Source organism: Microcoleus sp. D2_18a_D3 (genome assembly GCF_036702455.1).
Classification (GTDB): Bacteria; Cyanobacteriota; Cyanobacteriia; order Cyanobacteriales; family Microcoleaceae; genus Microcoleus.
Genome location: NZ_JAUBTK010000090.1, coordinates 1 through 15220, shown reverse-complemented (window position 1 = coordinate 15220; position 15220 = coordinate 1). Strand labels below are relative to the sequence as shown.

15 protein-coding genes are annotated in these 15220 nt (G+C 46.3%); 5 read left to right on the top strand and 10 right to left on the bottom strand.

Annotation, left to right across the window (positions count from 1 at the left end):
* Nucleotides 1–258 precede the first annotated feature (258 nt).
* Nucleotides 259–1503 (bottom strand): HhoA/HhoB/HtrA family serine endopeptidase, encoded by a 1245-nt coding sequence (locus tag QUB06_RS28705; protein ID WP_333438174.1) that lies wholly within the window; start codon nucleotides 1501–1503, stop codon nucleotides 259–261.
* Nucleotides 1504–1786: 283 nt separating this feature from the next.
* Here QUB06_RS28705 and QUB06_RS28700 point away from each other — a divergent pair, with 283 nt between their 5' ends.
* Nucleotides 1787–2140, top strand: a complete 354-nt coding sequence (locus QUB06_RS28700) for a metal-sensitive transcriptional regulator (protein ID WP_333145411.1) — start codon at nucleotides 1787–1789, stop codon at nucleotides 2138–2140.
* A gap of 297 nt (nucleotides 2141–2437) precedes the next feature.
* Here QUB06_RS28700 and QUB06_RS28695 read toward each other — a convergent pair whose 3' ends face one another.
* The gene (locus QUB06_RS28695) at nucleotides 2438–2875 is read right to left on the bottom strand and encodes a helix-turn-helix domain-containing protein (protein ID WP_333438173.1); all 438 of its coding nucleotides are present in this window, start codon (nucleotides 2873–2875) and stop codon (nucleotides 2438–2440) included.
* 918 nt (nucleotides 2876–3793) lie between these two features.
* On the opposite strand from QUB06_RS28695, the gene QUB06_RS28690 reads away from it, so the two are divergent.
* From QUB06_RS28690 to QUB06_RS28680, 3 genes are all read left to right on the top strand, one after another.
* Entirely contained in the window at nucleotides 3794–3928 is a 135-nt protein-coding gene (locus QUB06_RS28690; protein ID WP_333438172.1) for a hypothetical protein, read from the top strand.
* 36 nt (nucleotides 3929–3964) lie between these two features.
* The gene (locus tag QUB06_RS28685) at nucleotides 3965–4609 is read left to right on the top strand and encodes a pentapeptide repeat-containing protein (protein ID WP_333056817.1); all 645 of its coding nucleotides are present in this window, start codon (nucleotides 3965–3967) and stop codon (nucleotides 4607–4609) included.
* Between the two features lie 706 nt (nucleotides 4610–5315).
* Nucleotides 5316–6092 carry a pentapeptide repeat-containing protein gene (locus tag QUB06_RS28680; protein ID WP_333438171.1) on the top strand — a complete coding sequence of 259 codons (777 nt, stop codon included), beginning with the start codon at nucleotides 5316–5318 and terminating at the stop codon, nucleotides 6090–6092.
* Between the two features lie 7 nt (nucleotides 6093–6099).
* On the opposite strand, the gene QUB06_RS28675 is transcribed toward QUB06_RS28680, so the two are convergent.
* The 6 genes from QUB06_RS28675 to pyrH all read right to left on the bottom strand — a co-directional run bounded on the left by QUB06_RS28675 (nucleotide 6100) and on the right by pyrH (nucleotide 12158).
* Nucleotides 6100–9105 (bottom strand): GAF domain-containing protein, encoded by a 3006-nt coding sequence (locus tag QUB06_RS28675; protein ID WP_333438170.1) that lies wholly within the window; start codon nucleotides 9103–9105, stop codon nucleotides 6100–6102.
* Nucleotides 9106–9475: 370 nt separating this feature from the next.
* Nucleotides 9476–9928: an NADAR domain-containing protein gene (locus QUB06_RS28670; protein ID WP_333438169.1), complete on the bottom strand. Its 453-nt coding sequence runs from the start codon at nucleotides 9926–9928 to the stop codon at nucleotides 9476–9478.
* Nucleotides 9929–10241: 313 nt separating this feature from the next.
* A complete protein-coding gene (locus tag QUB06_RS28665) occupies nucleotides 10242–10445 on the bottom strand; it encodes a hypothetical protein (protein WP_333438168.1) in 204 nt (67 codons plus the stop codon).
* A gap of 124 nt (nucleotides 10446–10569) precedes the next feature.
* Entirely contained in the window at nucleotides 10570–10707 is a 138-nt protein-coding gene (locus QUB06_RS34805; RefSeq protein ID WP_445251430.1) for an FAD-dependent oxidoreductase, read from the bottom strand.
* A 187-nt stretch (nucleotides 10708–10894) separates the two neighbouring features.
* A complete protein-coding gene (gene frr, locus QUB06_RS28660; protein ID WP_333147410.1) occupies nucleotides 10895–11443 on the bottom strand; it encodes a ribosome recycling factor in 549 nt (182 codons plus the stop codon).
* A complete protein-coding gene (gene pyrH / locus QUB06_RS28655; protein ID WP_333076369.1) occupies nucleotides 11430–12158 on the bottom strand; it encodes a UMP kinase in 729 nt (242 codons plus the stop codon). The genes frr and pyrH overlap by 14 nt, the downstream gene beginning before the upstream one ends.
* Here pyrH and QUB06_RS28650 point away from each other — a divergent pair.
* Nucleotides 12157–12294 (top strand): hypothetical protein, encoded by a 138-nt coding sequence (locus QUB06_RS28650; protein ID WP_333438167.1) that lies wholly within the window; start codon nucleotides 12157–12159, stop codon nucleotides 12292–12294. The two genes, pyrH and QUB06_RS28650, sit on opposite strands and share 2 nt — an antisense overlap.
* Before the next feature lie 199 nt (nucleotides 12295–12493).
* On the opposite strand, the gene msrB is transcribed toward QUB06_RS28650, so the two are convergent.
* Together msrB and modB are read right to left on the bottom strand one after the other, a co-directional pair.
* Nucleotides 12494–12892, bottom strand: a complete 399-nt coding sequence (gene msrB, locus QUB06_RS28645; protein WP_333438166.1) for a peptide-methionine (R)-S-oxide reductase MsrB — start codon at nucleotides 12890–12892, stop codon at nucleotides 12494–12496.
* 160 nt (nucleotides 12893–13052) lie between these two features.
* Nucleotides 13053–14873 (bottom strand): molybdate ABC transporter permease subunit, encoded by a 1821-nt coding sequence (gene modB / locus QUB06_RS28640; protein WP_333438165.1) that lies wholly within the window; start codon nucleotides 14871–14873, stop codon nucleotides 13053–13055.
* Nucleotides 14874–15220 lie beyond the last annotated feature (347 nt).

Below are 15220 nucleotides of genomic sequence, written 5' to 3'. Positions count from 1 at the left end.
ATCCACCTAATTAAACGTAAAATACTGATCGCTCAAAGGCGTGCTGTGTATCTCTTCTTCCTTCTTCCTTCTTCCTTCTTCCTTCTTCCTGACATCCGTTACATCCGTTACATCCGTTACATCCGTTACAGAATCCGTTGCCGAACTTCCTTCTTCCTTCTACTTAGCAATCCTATTTCATTTGTGAACAATTTTTATGCCCAGCACGCGATCGAGTCGAGGAGGGGGTTTTAACGATTTCCCCCCTTCCCCTTCTAGTTAAAAATCCCTCAGTTGAGCAGTTTGAACAGGAACTTCTTTAATCTGGGCACCGCGGCGCACCTTCAGTTTTAGAATTTGACCGATTTGGCTGTTTTCCACCAAATTTTGCAACTGTTCGGGTTCAGTCACTGCCTCGCCCTCAATTTGAACGATGACATCTCCCTTGCGAATCCCTGCTTCCTCAGCAGGCGTATTTGGCACAACTCGCATCACTAACACCCCTTTCACTTCCGGCACAATTAAAGGAGCATTGGGGTCTGAATTATTCTCTCTGGCCATTTCAGGAGTCAAAGCAATCATCTGAATCCCCAAAAACGGATGGCTGACTTTTTCTCCCTTGGCTAACTGCGCGTAGATGGCCTTGGCTTTGTCGATCGGAATCGCAAACCCAATACCCATTGCATCGGCTCGAATCGCCGTGTTGATGCCAATCACTTCTCCTCTGCTGTTTAACAGCGGGCCGCCGGAATTGCCGGGATTGATGGCGGCGTCGGTTTGAATGAAATCGAGCCGCTTGTCGGGAATGCCGACGGCTGCACTGGAGCGTTTGAGGGTGCTGATAATGCCCAAGGTGACGGTGTTGTCAAATCCCAGGGGGTTGCCCACGGCGATCGCCCAATCTCCCACTTTCACCGCGTCGGAATCTCCCAAGGTGGCCGTCGGCAGGTTTAATTGCTTGGTATTAATTCTGACAACAGCCAAATCTGTTACTTCGTCAGTACCTTGCACTTGTCCTGGAAATGTCCTGCCGTCGTTTAAGGTGACAGTCACTCGATCGGCTTTGTCAACTACGTGAGCGTTGGTTAAAACAATCCCGCTTTTGTCAATGATGAAGCCCGAACCTTGACCGCGCAACCGTTCTTGTCTGGGAGTCAGGCTGCGTAAATCTTCTCCCAAAAATCTGCGGAAGAAGGGGTCTTCCATTAAGGGGTCGAGGTTGCGACTGACCGTGCGCTCGGTATCAATACGAACAACTGCTGGCCCGACTCGATCGACAGCCGCTGTCACAAAACTGCCGGTATCCCCTGGGAGTTCCGAACCCCGCAGCGCTAAAAGTTGCGGATTCGCAGCGGTGGCTGGGAAACTCTGGAACTGTAAGTTGGGCGGATTGCTGCCATCAGCGGCTGCAGCGGGTGCAGGATTGATTGCTAACGCACTCAGGGCGATCGTCATTCCTAAAATTAGGGCGAACCAACGAGCACCGATTCGAGGTGCGGGGCGAAAAAACTTAAATAGTCGCATAGCGTCAATCTTTGTTAGTCTGGGTTAGTCTGGTAAGGGTGTGCGATCGTGCGGACTCAATAATCTGCCACCATAAAGATCCTAAATATATTTTGACAGTTACAATACATGAGTCACTAGCCCGCACCAACTCAACATATTCTGAATTCTAACTTTTAAATTTCCCTCGTAATACCAGTTTCAAAAAAAGAATGCAACTCTAGGCCCCTGGGCCCAACCATTACCCAATCACTCATTCCCAATCTAAAATCTAAAATCTAAAATCTAAAATGGTATAACCCCAATGATTCTATCTGATACTTCTACTGACAAATCCTTGCCCTCAAATTCCCACCACCATCACGACGCTGAATCAGCCCACCCTCACCATCACGATGAAGAATCGAGGCGGCGGCTGGTAAATCGCTTGTCTCGGATTGAGGGACACGTCCGCGGCATTAAAACAATGGTGCAAGAAAACCGTCCCTGTCCCGAAGTTCTCGTGCAAGTTGCTGCAGTTCGAGGCGCGCTCGATCGCGTAGCGAGAATCATTCTTGACGAACACTTAACTGAGTGCATCGCCAGAGCCGCTAAAGAAGGCAATATTGATACGGAAATCGAAGAGTTGAAAGCGGCTTTGGATCGGTTTTTGCCTTAGCCGCTGCCAATTTTTACATCCATATAACAAAACCTGCCAATTAGACCAAACTTCCAAGTTTTGATTTCTGGCCAATTTTTTAAGCCTCTTTCACAAACGCGGGAAAAGCATCAAATCTTCTCCCCTTCACCCCTATCGTCGCCACATATAATTTATATGATCCACAGTTGAGGAGAGCGAGTTTTGTTAAAAAACGATTAGTCAGGTTTGTCGTAATGACGCAACTCCTCAAAATCTTCAAAAGCTGACGGTTAACCATTAGATAATCGGTGCTTAATCCGACGTGGTATGAACTGTCTAGACTTTCGTCAGCTTGGCTTTGAGCTGGTATCTTACTGTTGCGTAAACGGCTTTATAGGAAGCCTCAATGCTGTATTCCTGCTGCAACCACTCTTGAATCTCTCCATAGCTTTTAAAGCCTTCCTGGGGGTCGCTGAGGCGCATTGCCAAACTAGCGCGGGCCAAAGGAGGAATGGCAGGCTTGCGGCCGCCGCTGTGCTTTGTTTCGAGGAGTCCTTCGAGTCCGTCAGATCGGTACTTTCTCAGCCACCGCTGCACTGTAATTCGATTTACCCCGATCGTCATTGCCAATTCTTTAACTGTCTTAACGTGACAAATTTTGAACAGGTAAAGTGCTTGAATTTTTTGAAAACCGCTTGCTGTTTTTTGTTCAGTTAACAGGTTTTTTAGCTCTTCACTTGTCTCTGTGATGCTAAGTTTACATACTCCAGCCATATCAATTACCTCACGATTCACGTTCTACAATACCTTTGTTTGACAATGGAGCAAAAGCTGCTCCTATCCTAAATGCCGACCTTTTGTTTGCCCTGAAGCAATACAAAAGCGATCGTACTAATTAAACTTTTTCCTTCCTGGAGGCACTCAGACCCTCAGAAACCGGATTATTTTAACCTGGAGCAAGGTTGCAACGATTTTTTTTGGTAAAAAACCCGGTTTCTGGGTCAGTTTTGTATTTGATGGACAAGCGTCATTGCTAATACTGATAGCCGTTAACCGATCAACTCTAAGATTAGCGGCAATAGGTGACTCTTAAGGAATACCATTTATTCTTTTATTGTTAAACATCTATCATGGTTTTCCTGGTATCTCTTGGTAATTTTTGCGAACGTATGGGCGATTTTTAGTCATTAGGTGCTAGCAAACAGGCGAATGTCTGTACACCAGCGATCGCATTTTTATACAGACATTCCCCTAGTCCCCGAAGTGCATTTCTGGCTTTCGCTGTGCGAGAAATATTGATACATCAGCACTCTCATTACCCGGAGCGGGTAGCGCCGAGTGACGTTGCAACCGACTTTCACAGCAAGCGGGCAAGTATCCGTGAAACTACTGGCTTTATCGCCAATTGAGTAAAACACGACGAGGGTGGCATTGTCAATTTCTCAGCATTACAGTATAAGTATCGGCTATTTTTGCCCGCCTGCTGTGATCGAAAGCGGAGTTTCTATGTGATCCTACTAGGATTTTTTTGTGATCTTGGTCACATGGCTACTCAGTAAGCTCAACAACCCATAAAAAGTTATGGGTTGGATCGGAGTTTCCACGTAGAATCTTTGGGATTTAGTTAGGAAGTGCGATCGAACTTGTTGTTAAAATTTTTAAAGATTAATTCTCACTCAAAGGAAAAAGAGAATGCAGCTTTGTCCTTCACCCTCAGCAAACCATCTAATTTATACTCAAACCTTGCAGATTGAGGGAAGTTTCACCCTGGGTGTGAATATTTCAGAATCTAAAACTGCAGAACATCCGGTGCAACCAGCTTGCTGACAGTATTCTTCATTTAAAAGGTGTAGAGAAGCCACAATGAACGTTGACGAACTGCTCAAGCTATATGCAATAGGAGAAAGAAATTTTAGCGGGGTCTACCTGCACGAGGTCTACCTCTACGAAGCAGAATTGATTGGAGCCAATCTGTATGAAGCCGACCTGATTGGAGCCAATCTCAGCAAAGCCAAACTCAACAGAGTCAACTTTGGCAAAGCCAATTTGTGCAAGATTAATTTGAGCAAAGCAGACTTAGGTGGAGCCGACCTCACAGAAGCACTTTTACTTGAAGCTAACTTGAATCGAGCTGAGTTGATGGGAGCAAATCTCAGTAAAGCAGACTTGAGCGGAGCTTCCCTGATCCAAGCAACTTTAATTGGAGCCAACATATCTAGGGCAACACTCAGCCGTGCCGACTTGCACGGAGTAAATTTTTACGGAGTAAACTTGCGTAGGGCGGTACTCACAGAATGCGATTTAATTGGCGCAAACTTGAGCAAAGTAGACCTTAGCGGAGCCGACTTAATGGGGGCGAGTCTAATTAGGGCAGACTTGACTGAAGCGATTTTAAGTGCGTCAGACTTAAGCGGAGCCAACCTGTTGGGAGCAAACCTCACAAAAGTCAACCTGAGCGGAGTATATCTTAAGGGTACAACGATGCCCGACGGCACGATTCACGACTAATTTATCAGAAAATTGGGTTGAAAACCCTGTCCTTGTAGGACGGCTTTTTTCCATTGTTAAGTCAAATAACAAATCCATCTTAACAAATGAATATGGTAGAATAACCATATCAGACAAGATGTAAAAACCTACCCCCGGACTGGGGGAAAGTCTACGCCCAAAACATTTTTGAGGAGATATGACTACGCACTCTTTTGTGCCCAGAGTAGTCAGCCTGGGAACCCTAGGGATAGGGATATTAAGACTGAAATGTCTTAAGAATCCCCGTGCCTTAAGGCCGGGGAGTGTCAATTGTTAATTTTTATGGTTGCCGAGAACAGCGGCTAAAGGGTAATGAGTAATTCATTACCCTAATTTATTGGCAGCGAAATCTTTATTTGACCGAAAGCATCCATGATACAAGCCCCCGGATTCATTCCGAAAGCAGACTCAGGACCGGTGAAATAAAAAACCTGTATCCGAGAAACTTGCCCCCCGAATTTCTCCGTGGGGTCAATGCTTCAATTCTTTAATCTTTAATCTTTAATCTAAAATCGATTGACACTCAGGGAAGGCCCAGAACTTCAATGTAGCGTGCTGATGGCGCACAGAACTCCTACATACGGCAAGTCAAAAGATTTGTTGGGTGAACTTGTGTTATGGTGATTTTCAATTGCTTCGATAAAAGCTATTTTAGATTTAATATTTTGAATTTTGCACGGTTAAAATGAAACTCAGAATCCTCGCTGCTGCAACGCTGCTGAGCGCGATCGCCCCGATCGCTCCTGCACCCGCCGAGAACATCCAACACACGCAACAATTACTAGCCACCCGACAGTGCCCCAACTGCGACCTCAGCAGTGCGGGCTTGGTTTTAGCCAACTTAACCGGAGCCAATCTCAAAGGTGCTGACTTGAGGTTGGCTAACCTCAGTCGAGCCAACCTCACCGGGGCTGACCTCAGCGGTGCCAACCTCAGCGGCACCAGCCTTTTTGGCGTCAACCTGACAGGGGCGAACCTCAGCGGTGCGAACCTCAGCGGTGCTGACTTGAGAAGTGCCTATCTCAGCGACGCCAATTTGCAAGGCGCTAATTTAACTAACGCGCAACTGCTCGGAGTTAGAGGAATGCCAACCAATATCGGCACCGCTGAAGACTTCTACCGGTTGGGAGTGCTGGAAGCTCAAGCAGGAAACTACAGAAACGCCATTGATTATTACAATCAAGCCCTGAATCTGAAATCGGATTTAGCAGCCGTTTATTTTGCGCGCAGTATGTCTCGCGCTGACTTGGGAGACTTCGCGGGCGCGGCTCAAGACGCTGCAATAGCAAACAAACTCTTTGCAGATCAAGGAAATCCCCAAGGTGAGGAGTTGTCAAAGCAGTTAGGCGAAGCCATTGTTGCACGCCAAAAGCCTACGGAACCCCGCACTTCCAGCCGCGGCGACTTTATGAGTCTTCTGGGATCGATCGGTTCTGTGCTGGTGAAGCTAATCTTGCCTTGACGGTTGCCTAATTCAGCGGAATCTCGATCCAGAACTCTGTACCATGACCGGGTACAGAAACACACTTAAGTACGCCTTGGTGTTTCTCAACTACAATTTGGTAACTGATAGACAGTCCTAAACCCGTGCCCCGACCGACGGGTTTAGTGGTAAAAAACGGATTAAATATGTGAGAGATTAACTCTTTGGGGATGCCGTGACCATTGTCGGCAATGCAAATTCCTACCGTTTTTTCATCGATTAATTCAGTGCGAATCCGAATGCAAGGGGATGGGAAATCAGGAATCAAACACTCGGTGGTGGCCTTTATATCTCCTGACTCGATAGGCAGTATTTGGGAGCTTAAATGCGTCGCCGCTGCACTTGTCGCTTTAAAGGGAAGATTCATAACTCGCTCTTTTTTTCCCATTTCTAGGGCGTCAAGGGCATTACCGATCAGATTCATAAATACTTGATTGAGCGAGCTGGCATAGCATTCTACTAAGGGCAACTTGCCGTATTCTTTAATAATTTCTACGGTGTTGTGATCAGAATTGGCTTTGATCCGGTGCTGCAAAATCAACAGGGTACTGTCGATGCCCTCGTGAATGTCAACGGCTTTTTTCTCGGTTTGATCGCTCCTGGAGAAATTACGCAAAGATACAACTAACTGGCGGATGCGCTCAACTCCGACTGTCATGGAACCCAAAATTTTTGGCAAATCTTCGGCAAGAAATTCGATGTCGATTGCTTCGGAGCACTCGCTAATTTCTGGGTTGGGCTTGGGGTAGTGCTGGCGGTAAAGTTCCACCAAGCAGAGTAAATCTTTGGTGTATTCGCTGGCGTGGGACAGATTGCCGTAGATAAAGTTAACGGGGTTATTGATTTCGTGGGCGACTCCGGCCAGGAGTTGTCCGAGACTGGACATTTTTTCGGTTTGAATCAGTTGGGCTTGGGTATTGTGCAATTCTGTGACTGTTTTAGCTAGCTGTTCGGCTTTTAATCGATCGGCAGTTGCTGCATTGAGACTTTCTTGATAAAGTTCTGCTTGGTGAATGGCGATCGCAGCTTGAGCAGCTAAATGTTGCAGCAATTCCTGTTCTGCAGTTTGCCAAACTCTCGGCCCGGAACACTCATGGGCAATCAGCAGCCCCCACAATTGGGAATCTTTGCCCATCATGGGCACAATTAAACTTCCTCTCACCTGCAACTCTTCCAAAAATTCGCGGTGACAGGGTGTTAAATCATCAGTATAAATATCATTAATTGCTCGCACCCGTCCGGCTCGATAAAAGCACTCTGAGCCTTCGGGAAAGCATCCTTGTGGAGATGTGATACCTAAAATTGACTGCCACTGGCCGCAAACAGCTTCGACAACTACCTCGCCCTGTTTGTCGGCAGCAAATTGGTAGATTACCGTGCGATCGGTATCCAACAAAACTCTGACTTCTCGCACAATAGTTTGCAGTATTATTTTTAAATCTAAGGTGCTGCGAATCTGGTCTCTAACTCGCGTCAATACTCTGGCAAAGTCCAAGGATTTTTGCAATTGGGCGGTGCGTTCTTGAACTTGGCGCTCCAAGTTGGCATTCAGGGTTTGCACTTCTTTATTAAGAACGTACTGCCCAATTGCCGAACAAAATTGGCTGCCTATAGCTAAAGCTTGCTCAATTTCCTCGTACTTCCACTCGGGCGACTGACCTTTTTTTATTTCTCGCCAGAGTTCAAAGGATTGTCTGGGAAGGGTTTGTCCAGCGTTGCTGTCAAAGCGCCCCGCCCACATTTTTTCGGTATCAATTGCATTGCGAAAAATGGTCAAACAGCCGACTACTTGTTGTTTGTAGTGGAGGGGAATTACCAGCAAACCCCTAATTTTAGTAGATGGGAAAGCGGGGACTAAAACTCTAAATAGAGGTTCTTTGTATAAGTCTGTAATTATCCAAACTGGGAACTGAGAGTTAGTAAAAATTGGCCAATTGGGAATTTTTTCGGTATTTTTAAATCCTTTGGTTAGCCATTCCTGCCAGAGGGGATGAGCTTCGAGATCCTTAACTTTTTCCCAGTTGGGAAGTGTCGGTTGTTCTCCTGTGGTGAACAGTTCAAAGGTAGCATCACTGTGGGCCGGGGCAATTGGCAATCCTCCTTCAATCTGGGAAGCGGATAACTTTTCACCGTTGATTTTCGGCTGGTTGAGATAGAGTCTGCCGCCGCTACCGCCCAAAGCGGTGACGGTGGCTTCTAAACCCTGTTGCAGTTGAATGTTTACGTGACCATACAACAGGGCTGCTATGCGGCTCACGGTAGCTTCGCGGGCGGCTTGAGAGCGGGTTTGCTGGAGGAGGAGCGCGTGGGCTATAGCGCTAGACAATTGATCTGAGACGAGCTGAACTACTTCTAAATCTGCTGGTGAAATATGGAGGGGCGCGGAGTGGTGAGACACTAAAAGTCCCCACAGTTCGATGTGAATTTTTTGATTATTTCCTGGCTCGTATCGAGTCAGACACGTCGCCGCATCGCAGATATCTGTTTTGCTGTTTGGCGACGCACTCCTGCGGTGCAAAATCGGCACGACTAAGGAAGATTGCACTCCCATTGCCATCAGGTAAGCGGTGTGGCAAGGATCGAGCGATCTGTAGTGCATCTCTTCCTTTACTAAAGGTTGACCGGTGTCTGCTGCATCGAGGGGACTCAGGACGATCGTCCCTGAGTTAACATCTATTATTGTCCGCTGGCGCAAAGTGACATACATCTCCCTGGCGCTGGCGGGAATGTCGTCTGCTGGAAAGTGCAGTCCTTTCAAGGAAGGGAGATGGTTGTTATTAATTGACTCCGCAACAACTTCTCCACTGCCGTCGGCACTAAACCTGTAAATCATAATGCGATCTGTTTTCAAAAAAGACCGCACTTCTGCTACCGTACTGGTTAAAATATCTTCTAATTCTAGAGATTGGCGAATGCGTTCTGTTATCCGCCGTATCAAAACTTCTCTGTCTAGTTTATAATGTAATTCTTGCGTATTTTCTCTGAGTTGCATAAATCTCCTTTGGTACTTATACAAGGATAATAAGAAGTTTTGATCTGCTGTTGGAGCGTTCAAACTCAAATGCCTCACCCTGAGTTTGTGACTCAACCGATCTGTACAATTAATCCGTCGCGCACTTGTCAGAGACGACGGTGTATCGCCTCTGGTGGGCTGGGGTAAGTAAAATCTGCGATCGCGCCGGTTTAATCCTTGCCTTCAACAGGCAGAGCGACTTAAGCAAATAGTAATTATTATTTTAATGCTCTTATAAATTTCTCGCAATCTTAAACTCTCACTAGGAGAATTCTTCATTGTTAGGATAAGTTGACATTTGTTGTATAACTTCATATAATGATAATTAACGAAAGAATTTGAGTTTCTATCAGCGCGCAAGGCCCTGACTAATTTCTTGGCGCACGCTCATCAGAATTTTACCCAAATGATTTTGACCGGTTCGATCGCAGCCACACCCCCAGTAGTAATCCGTTGGCGAATCCTCGACAATCACTCGATCCCCTGTGGCGAGGAGAATAGCTTGAATGTCTGTATGAGTGAGAAACTTAGTTAAAACTGCTTCGCGCATAATGGGAATTTTCACGGCTTCCCAATCAGCGCGAATCCGGTGGTTGGGATCGCGACCTAATTTAGCGGCTTCTTGAGGAGTTGCTACGGCTCGAATCGCCGCCACTAATCTTTCATCAGTGCTGACAAATTTTTGGGCTTGATAGTAATGTTCCACAGTCAACCAATATTGACCGTGCAGACAAATGTCGTGTAGTGAAAAATTAGAAAAGCAGCCGTAAGGCTCCTCTACTTTATAAAAATAAATTATCATTAGATTTGAAATTATATATTTTACAGGATTTAGGTAGAATGTAATTATTCAGGATGTGGCTGGAGCACCTTACCGCGCTCTTAGTAACGTGTCAAACCAGTTTTTGCCTCCAGGAGTATTTGAGATTTATTCTATAAGCAGGGGGGGGTTGTATTAAAAAAACGTCGCATCGACTTTAGTGAAAATAGGATTTTACGCTTTTGGTTATGCAACGAAACATCTAGGAATCAACAGGCTTTCTGAGGAATAGTGCCTAATTTATATTTTTAAATTAACGATTAAGAATTGGGAATAAAGAATCAGGAATGGGGATTTAAGAATATTTATTATTTCCTCTTCTTTCATTCCAATACGGCATCAGCTTTTTAAAAGCGCGGTTAGCCAAAGCGGCATCAAGCAGTTCGCCACACAAAATTTTGCTCATCAACTGAGTAGTCCTCGGAAATTGGAGGCCAGCTTTATTAACAGCTCCTGTAAACTGATAGAATGCCTTGGCCAAGCGACTGGCCCAAACCATATCAGTGCCCCATTCTTGGGCGATCGATTCAGTGTAATGCTCCTTAGCGTCGTCGGCACCTCCAAGAGCTCGATCGATCGCCTCAACAGCCTTAAATCCGCTAACAATGGCAGGACGAATCCCCTCACCGGACAGGGGGTCGGCGAGACGGGCTGCGTCTCCTGCCAGCAGCGAATTTTGCTACAGAACGTCCCTGCTTTGCTAGGTGATAAGCTGCTGTGGTGCCTGCCGGGCCTGCACCGACAATAATGCAATCAAACATTTTGGGTAATGGGTAACTGGTAATGGGTGATTGCTCATGGGGCAGGAGGAATTCGTAAGTTAATGAGTGTGAAATCTTGAGTTTTTAACTCACAACTCACAAATCATTAAGCGTGTGCTCGTTGTTCGCGGCCGACTCTGAGCAATCTCAAAACTATTCCTATTCCCCCTGCCCAATTTCCCATTGCCTAAACAGTCGTGATATCTTTCTCTTTCGATGCCAGAACTTCTTCTATTTTCGCAATGTACTTGTCCGTCAGCTTTTGAATTTTATCTTGCAAGTCCCGCGATTCATCTTTAGAGATATCGCTGCTTTTTTCCTGCTTGCGAATCGAGTCAACGGCATCGCGGCGGATATTGCGAATTGCAACTTTACCTTCTTCAGCAAACTTACTGGCCATTTTGACAAATTCTTGGCGTCTGTCGCTCGTCAGCGGCGGAATGTTCAAGCGAATAACAGAACCGTCGTTGTTGGGTACGAGTCCTACATCGGACAGGGAAATTGCTTTTTCGATCGAGGTAAGCGCTGTGCGATCGAACGGTTGAATGGTGATCGTAGTCGCATCCGGGGTGCCGATATTGGCAAGGGATTTGATCGGAGTTGGAGAGCCGTAGTAATCTACCATGACTCGATCGAGGAGGGAGGCGTTTGCCCGTCCCGTCCTAATAGTATTAAAAGACCGTTGAGTAGCCTCAACTGCCTTTTGCATATGATCTTCTGCTTCAGCTAACTTCACAAAAACCTCCGACAAGAGTTCCAATAGATTCTCCCATTACAGCTCGGTAGATGTTGCCCGACACCGAGAGGTCAAATACCATAATAGGAATATTATTTTCTTTGCAAAGGGCGATCGCCGTACTGTCCATCACCCGCAAATCTTGATTCAAGACGTGGGCATAGGTGAGGGTTTGATACCTGCGCGCGTTGGGGTTGAGGTGGGGGTCGGAATCGTACACCCCATCTACCTTAGTAGCTTTAAAAATCACCTCTGCATCAATTTCAGCCGCCCGCAAAGCGGCTGTAGTATCAGTAGTAAAAAAAGGGTTGCCAGAACCGGCACCAAAAATCACTACTCGTTTTTTTTCTAGGTGGCGAATCGCCCGCCGCCGGATGTAGGGTTCAGCTACTTCTTGCATAGCGATCGCCGATTGCACCCTCGTTGGCACTCCTGCTTGTTCCAGGGCATCCTGCAAAGTGATAGCATTCATCACCGTAGCAATCATGCCCACATAATCAGCCGTTGCCCGATCCATCCCTGCCGAAGCAGCTTTCACCCCGCGAAAAATGTTGCCGCCACCGACAACAATCGCGATTTGAATGCCTTGGGACACGACTTTGGCCACTTCCTGGGCGATCGACTGAACCACTATCGGATCGATGCCGTAGCCCAAGCTGCCCATCAGCGCTTCACCGCTGAGCTTCAGCAAAACTCGCTGATAAACCATCCCCATGTCGCCACTATTTTTTTACTCTTTTTGCCTCCACCATAAGATAGCAGTACGGGTGCATTTTGAACATCAATTGCCCGGAACAGGCATCCTGCTTGTGTTGCAAGAGAATTTGTTTGTGGCGCGGGCTGCTAGGTGAACAGGCAAGATGCCTGTTCCACAACCGGATTTATTTTTTCTCTGTGAATGCTAGGTGAACAGGCAAGATGCCTGTTCCACAACCGGATTTATTTTTTTTCAGTGAATGCTAGGTGAACAGGCAAGATGCCTGTTCCACAACCGGATTTATTTTTTGTGGGGAGTAGGGGTTGGGCACTCTTAGCCCGCCCTTAAAAGACTCAATCCTTGGGAACGAAATTAAGAGCAGCAGAATTCATGCAGTAACGCTGACCGGTAGGTTTCGGCCCGTCGTTAAATACGTGACCGAGATGAGCATCGCAAACAGCGCACAGTACCTCTGTTCGGCGCATGAACAAGGTGTTATCGGACTCACACTTGACATTTTCTTCGCTAATGGGAGCGTAGAAACTCGGCCAACCGGTACCGGAATCGAACTTTGTTTCAGATTTAAATAGCTCAGTGCCGCAGCAAATACACTTATAAAGTCCGGTTTTTTTGTTGTCGTGATATTCGCCACTAAAAGCTCTTTCTGTTCCTTTTTTGCGGGTGACTTTAAACTGTTCTGGCGTTAGTTGTTGTTGCCATTCGGCGTCGGTTTTTTGAACTTTTTGAGTCATGATTTGATGTTGTTAATTGTTGACTGTTGACGGTTGACTGTTGACGGTTGACTGTATATATAGCAACCACTAAGGTAGTTAAGACGTTATTAATTGCTAAAACCCTTGATTTTATTGCATTTTCACATCTATCTTTTTCCTTCGGCTATAGCTAGTTAACTCAGGCTTCCATTAATATTAACCTAATTGGCTCGATATGAACATACCAGGGAAAAGGATTGTCCTTAATAGCCCTCCACTTTTCCTTGAAAACTTCGGCTTGCAAGTGATAATCTTGGGAATCATTGGGAGGCGAGTGCAATTTAAGATATAATGTCACCCGGTGCGGAGTTTCCACAGTCGAGGCGATCCAACAAGCAAAAGTATTTTCACGATCGCACCCGCTAACAAAACTCAGTTGATGAGCCCGAATTCCCACAGAAACTAGAGATTTGGGAATTGGTTCGACTACAGTCAGAGTACAGCCCCAGTCGATCGCCTCGACAACAGTTACGGAGATCGGTTTAGCGGCAGAAAAGTTCTTACAGCCAGTCAACAGGGCGACAGTGAAATTGCCAGGGCGATCGAAAATGTTCTCTTTGGTATCAAAGGCGATCGGCCTGCCCTCGGCCAACACCAACAGATTTTTGCACACCCGGTAAACTTCCTCTAAATTGTGGCTGACAAACAAAGTAATTCCCCGATAATTAGCCAGAGTCTGCATTAACTCCCCTTCCAGTTGACTGCGTAAGTGAGTGTCCAAAGCAGAAAACGGTTCGTCTAACAGCAGCAATTCGGGAGAAGGGGCGATCGCCCTCGCCAAAGCCACCCGCTGCTGTTGGCCCCCTGAAAGTTCGTGTGGGTAGCGGTTTTCCAGTCCCGACATTTGCACCGAAATTAGCTGTTCTTTTACCCGAAGTTTTTGCTCGCTTTCGGATAAATGCTGCAAGCCAAACGCAATATTTTGAGCAACAGTCAGGTGAGGAAATAAAGCATAGTTTTGAAACAAAAAACCGATGCGGCGGTCTTTAGAAGCTACATTAATGCCCTGTGCTGAGTCAAATAAAACCTTGCCGTTGACTGCAATTTTACCGCTGCTGGGAGTTTCCAAACCAGCGATGCAGCGCAGAGTCATGCTTTTGCCGGAACCCGACGCGCCCAAAATTCCCAGCACTTCCGGGCCAATATCGAAACCGACATCCAAAGCAAAGCTGGAGAGAGGTTTAAAAATGCTTAAACAAAGTCCGCTTTTCGGTTGTTGTTTTTGGGAATTTGTGGTAGAACTAGACGCGACTTGAGGAATATTTGATTGCAGTCTTTGGCTCGAATTCGGTTTGATCGATCTCCTTTGTAAATCCGTCCAAAAATTAACAGCAGTTAGCACGCTCAAAGAAAGACTAAGAATAATCAAAACCCAAATAGCAGCTTGCCTCATATCCCCTGCTTCCACAGCAAAATAAATTGCCATCGGGATAGTTTGAGTTTGTCCGGGAATATTCCCCGCTAACATCAACGTCGCGCCGAATTCACCCAAAGCGCGAGCAAATGCGAGAATAGTTCCTGCTAAAATTCCCGGCCATGCTAGCGGCAACATAATCCGCCAAAAGACTTGCCACTCCGATGCTCCCAAAGTGCGGGCTGCATTGAGAAGATTGGCATCAATTTGCTCAAAAGCTCCCAAAGCAGTTTTGTACATGAGGGGAAATGATACAACTGTGGCAGTAATGGCGGCGGCTTGCCAAGTGAAAATTATAGTTAAGTCGAATTGTAGCAAAAATTGCCCGATCGCCCCATTTCTCCCAAACAGCAGCAACAGCAAAAATCCCACTACTGTCGGCGGCAAAACTAAGGGAGAAATGAAAATGCCTTCAATTAAAGCTTTACCTCTGATGCGAGTTGAAAGCATCCACCGGGCGGCGGCTATTCCCAGGAAAAAGGTGATAAATGTCGCAATAGCGGAGGATTTTAGAGATATCCAGAGCGGAGAAATATCAAATTCCATAAATCGTAGGGACGGGTTTCACTAACAATAATTGCCTCAAAAAAATAATTTCCTAAACCCCCCCACACACAGATAAATCAAAATGTATAATTTGGGGATTCGCTCGTAGGGGCGGGTTTTACCAACAATTTTGGGCTAATACCAATAATCTCGTAAACCCGCCCCCACCCAAGGGCAAATCGAAATGTATCTCTTTGAATACACAAGGTTATCTGTTGTGTGAGGGCGGGTTTATATAGATTGTTGGCGGGAATTAGATATTGTTGGTAAAACCCGCCCCTTGTATCTTAAAAGAGTTGGTGTAGCGCTCGTAACGTCAAGCAGGCGATCGCCAGATCAATCAGGCG

What these genes read in the sequence shown, in the direction of transcription:
- QUB06_RS28705 (WP_333438174.1), bottom strand. Translation starts at nt 1,503, where the DNA reads ATGCGACTATTTAAGTTTTTTCGCCCCGCACCTCGAATCGGTGCTCGT.
- QUB06_RS28700 (WP_333145411.1), top strand. Translation starts at nt 1,787, where the DNA reads ATGATTCTATCTGATACTTCTACTGACAAATCCTTGCCCTCAAATTCC.
- QUB06_RS28695 (WP_333438173.1), bottom strand. Translation starts at nt 2,875, where the DNA reads ATGGCTGGAGTATGTAAACTTAGCATCACAGAGACAAGTGAAGAGCTA.
- QUB06_RS28690 (WP_333438172.1), top strand. Translation starts at nt 3,794, where the DNA reads ATGCAGCTTTGTCCTTCACCCTCAGCAAACCATCTAATTTATACTCAA.
- QUB06_RS28685 (WP_333056817.1), top strand. Translation starts at nt 3,965, where the DNA reads ATGAACGTTGACGAACTGCTCAAGCTATATGCAATAGGAGAAAGAAAT.
- QUB06_RS28680 (WP_333438171.1), top strand. Translation starts at nt 5,316, where the DNA reads ATGAAACTCAGAATCCTCGCTGCTGCAACGCTGCTGAGCGCGATCGCC.
- QUB06_RS28675 (WP_333438170.1), bottom strand. Translation starts at nt 9,105, where the DNA reads ATGCAACTCAGAGAAAATACGCAAGAATTACATTATAAACTAGACAGA.
- QUB06_RS28670 (WP_333438169.1), bottom strand. Translation starts at nt 9,928, where the DNA reads ATGATAATTTATTTTTATAAAGTAGAGGAGCCTTACGGCTGCTTTTCT.
- QUB06_RS28665 (WP_333438168.1), bottom strand. Translation starts at nt 10,445, where the DNA reads ATGGTTTGGGCCAGTCGCTTGGCCAAGGCATTCTATCAGTTTACAGGA.
- QUB06_RS34805 (WP_445251430.1), bottom strand. Translation starts at nt 10,707, where the DNA reads ATGTTTGATTGCATTATTGTCGGTGCAGGCCCGGCAGGCACCACAGCA.
- QUB06_RS28650 (WP_333438167.1), top strand. Translation starts at nt 12,157, where the DNA reads ATGTCGCCACTATTTTTTTACTCTTTTTGCCTCCACCATAAGATAGCA.
- pyrH (WP_333076369.1), bottom strand. Translation starts at nt 12,158, where the DNA reads ATGGGGATGGTTTATCAGCGAGTTTTGCTGAAGCTCAGCGGTGAAGCG.
- msrB (WP_333438166.1), bottom strand. Translation starts at nt 12,892, where the DNA reads ATGACTCAAAAAGTTCAAAAAACCGACGCCGAATGGCAACAACAACTA.
- modB (WP_333438165.1), bottom strand. Translation starts at nt 14,873, where the DNA reads ATGGAATTTGATATTTCTCCGCTCTGGATATCTCTAAAATCCTCCGCT.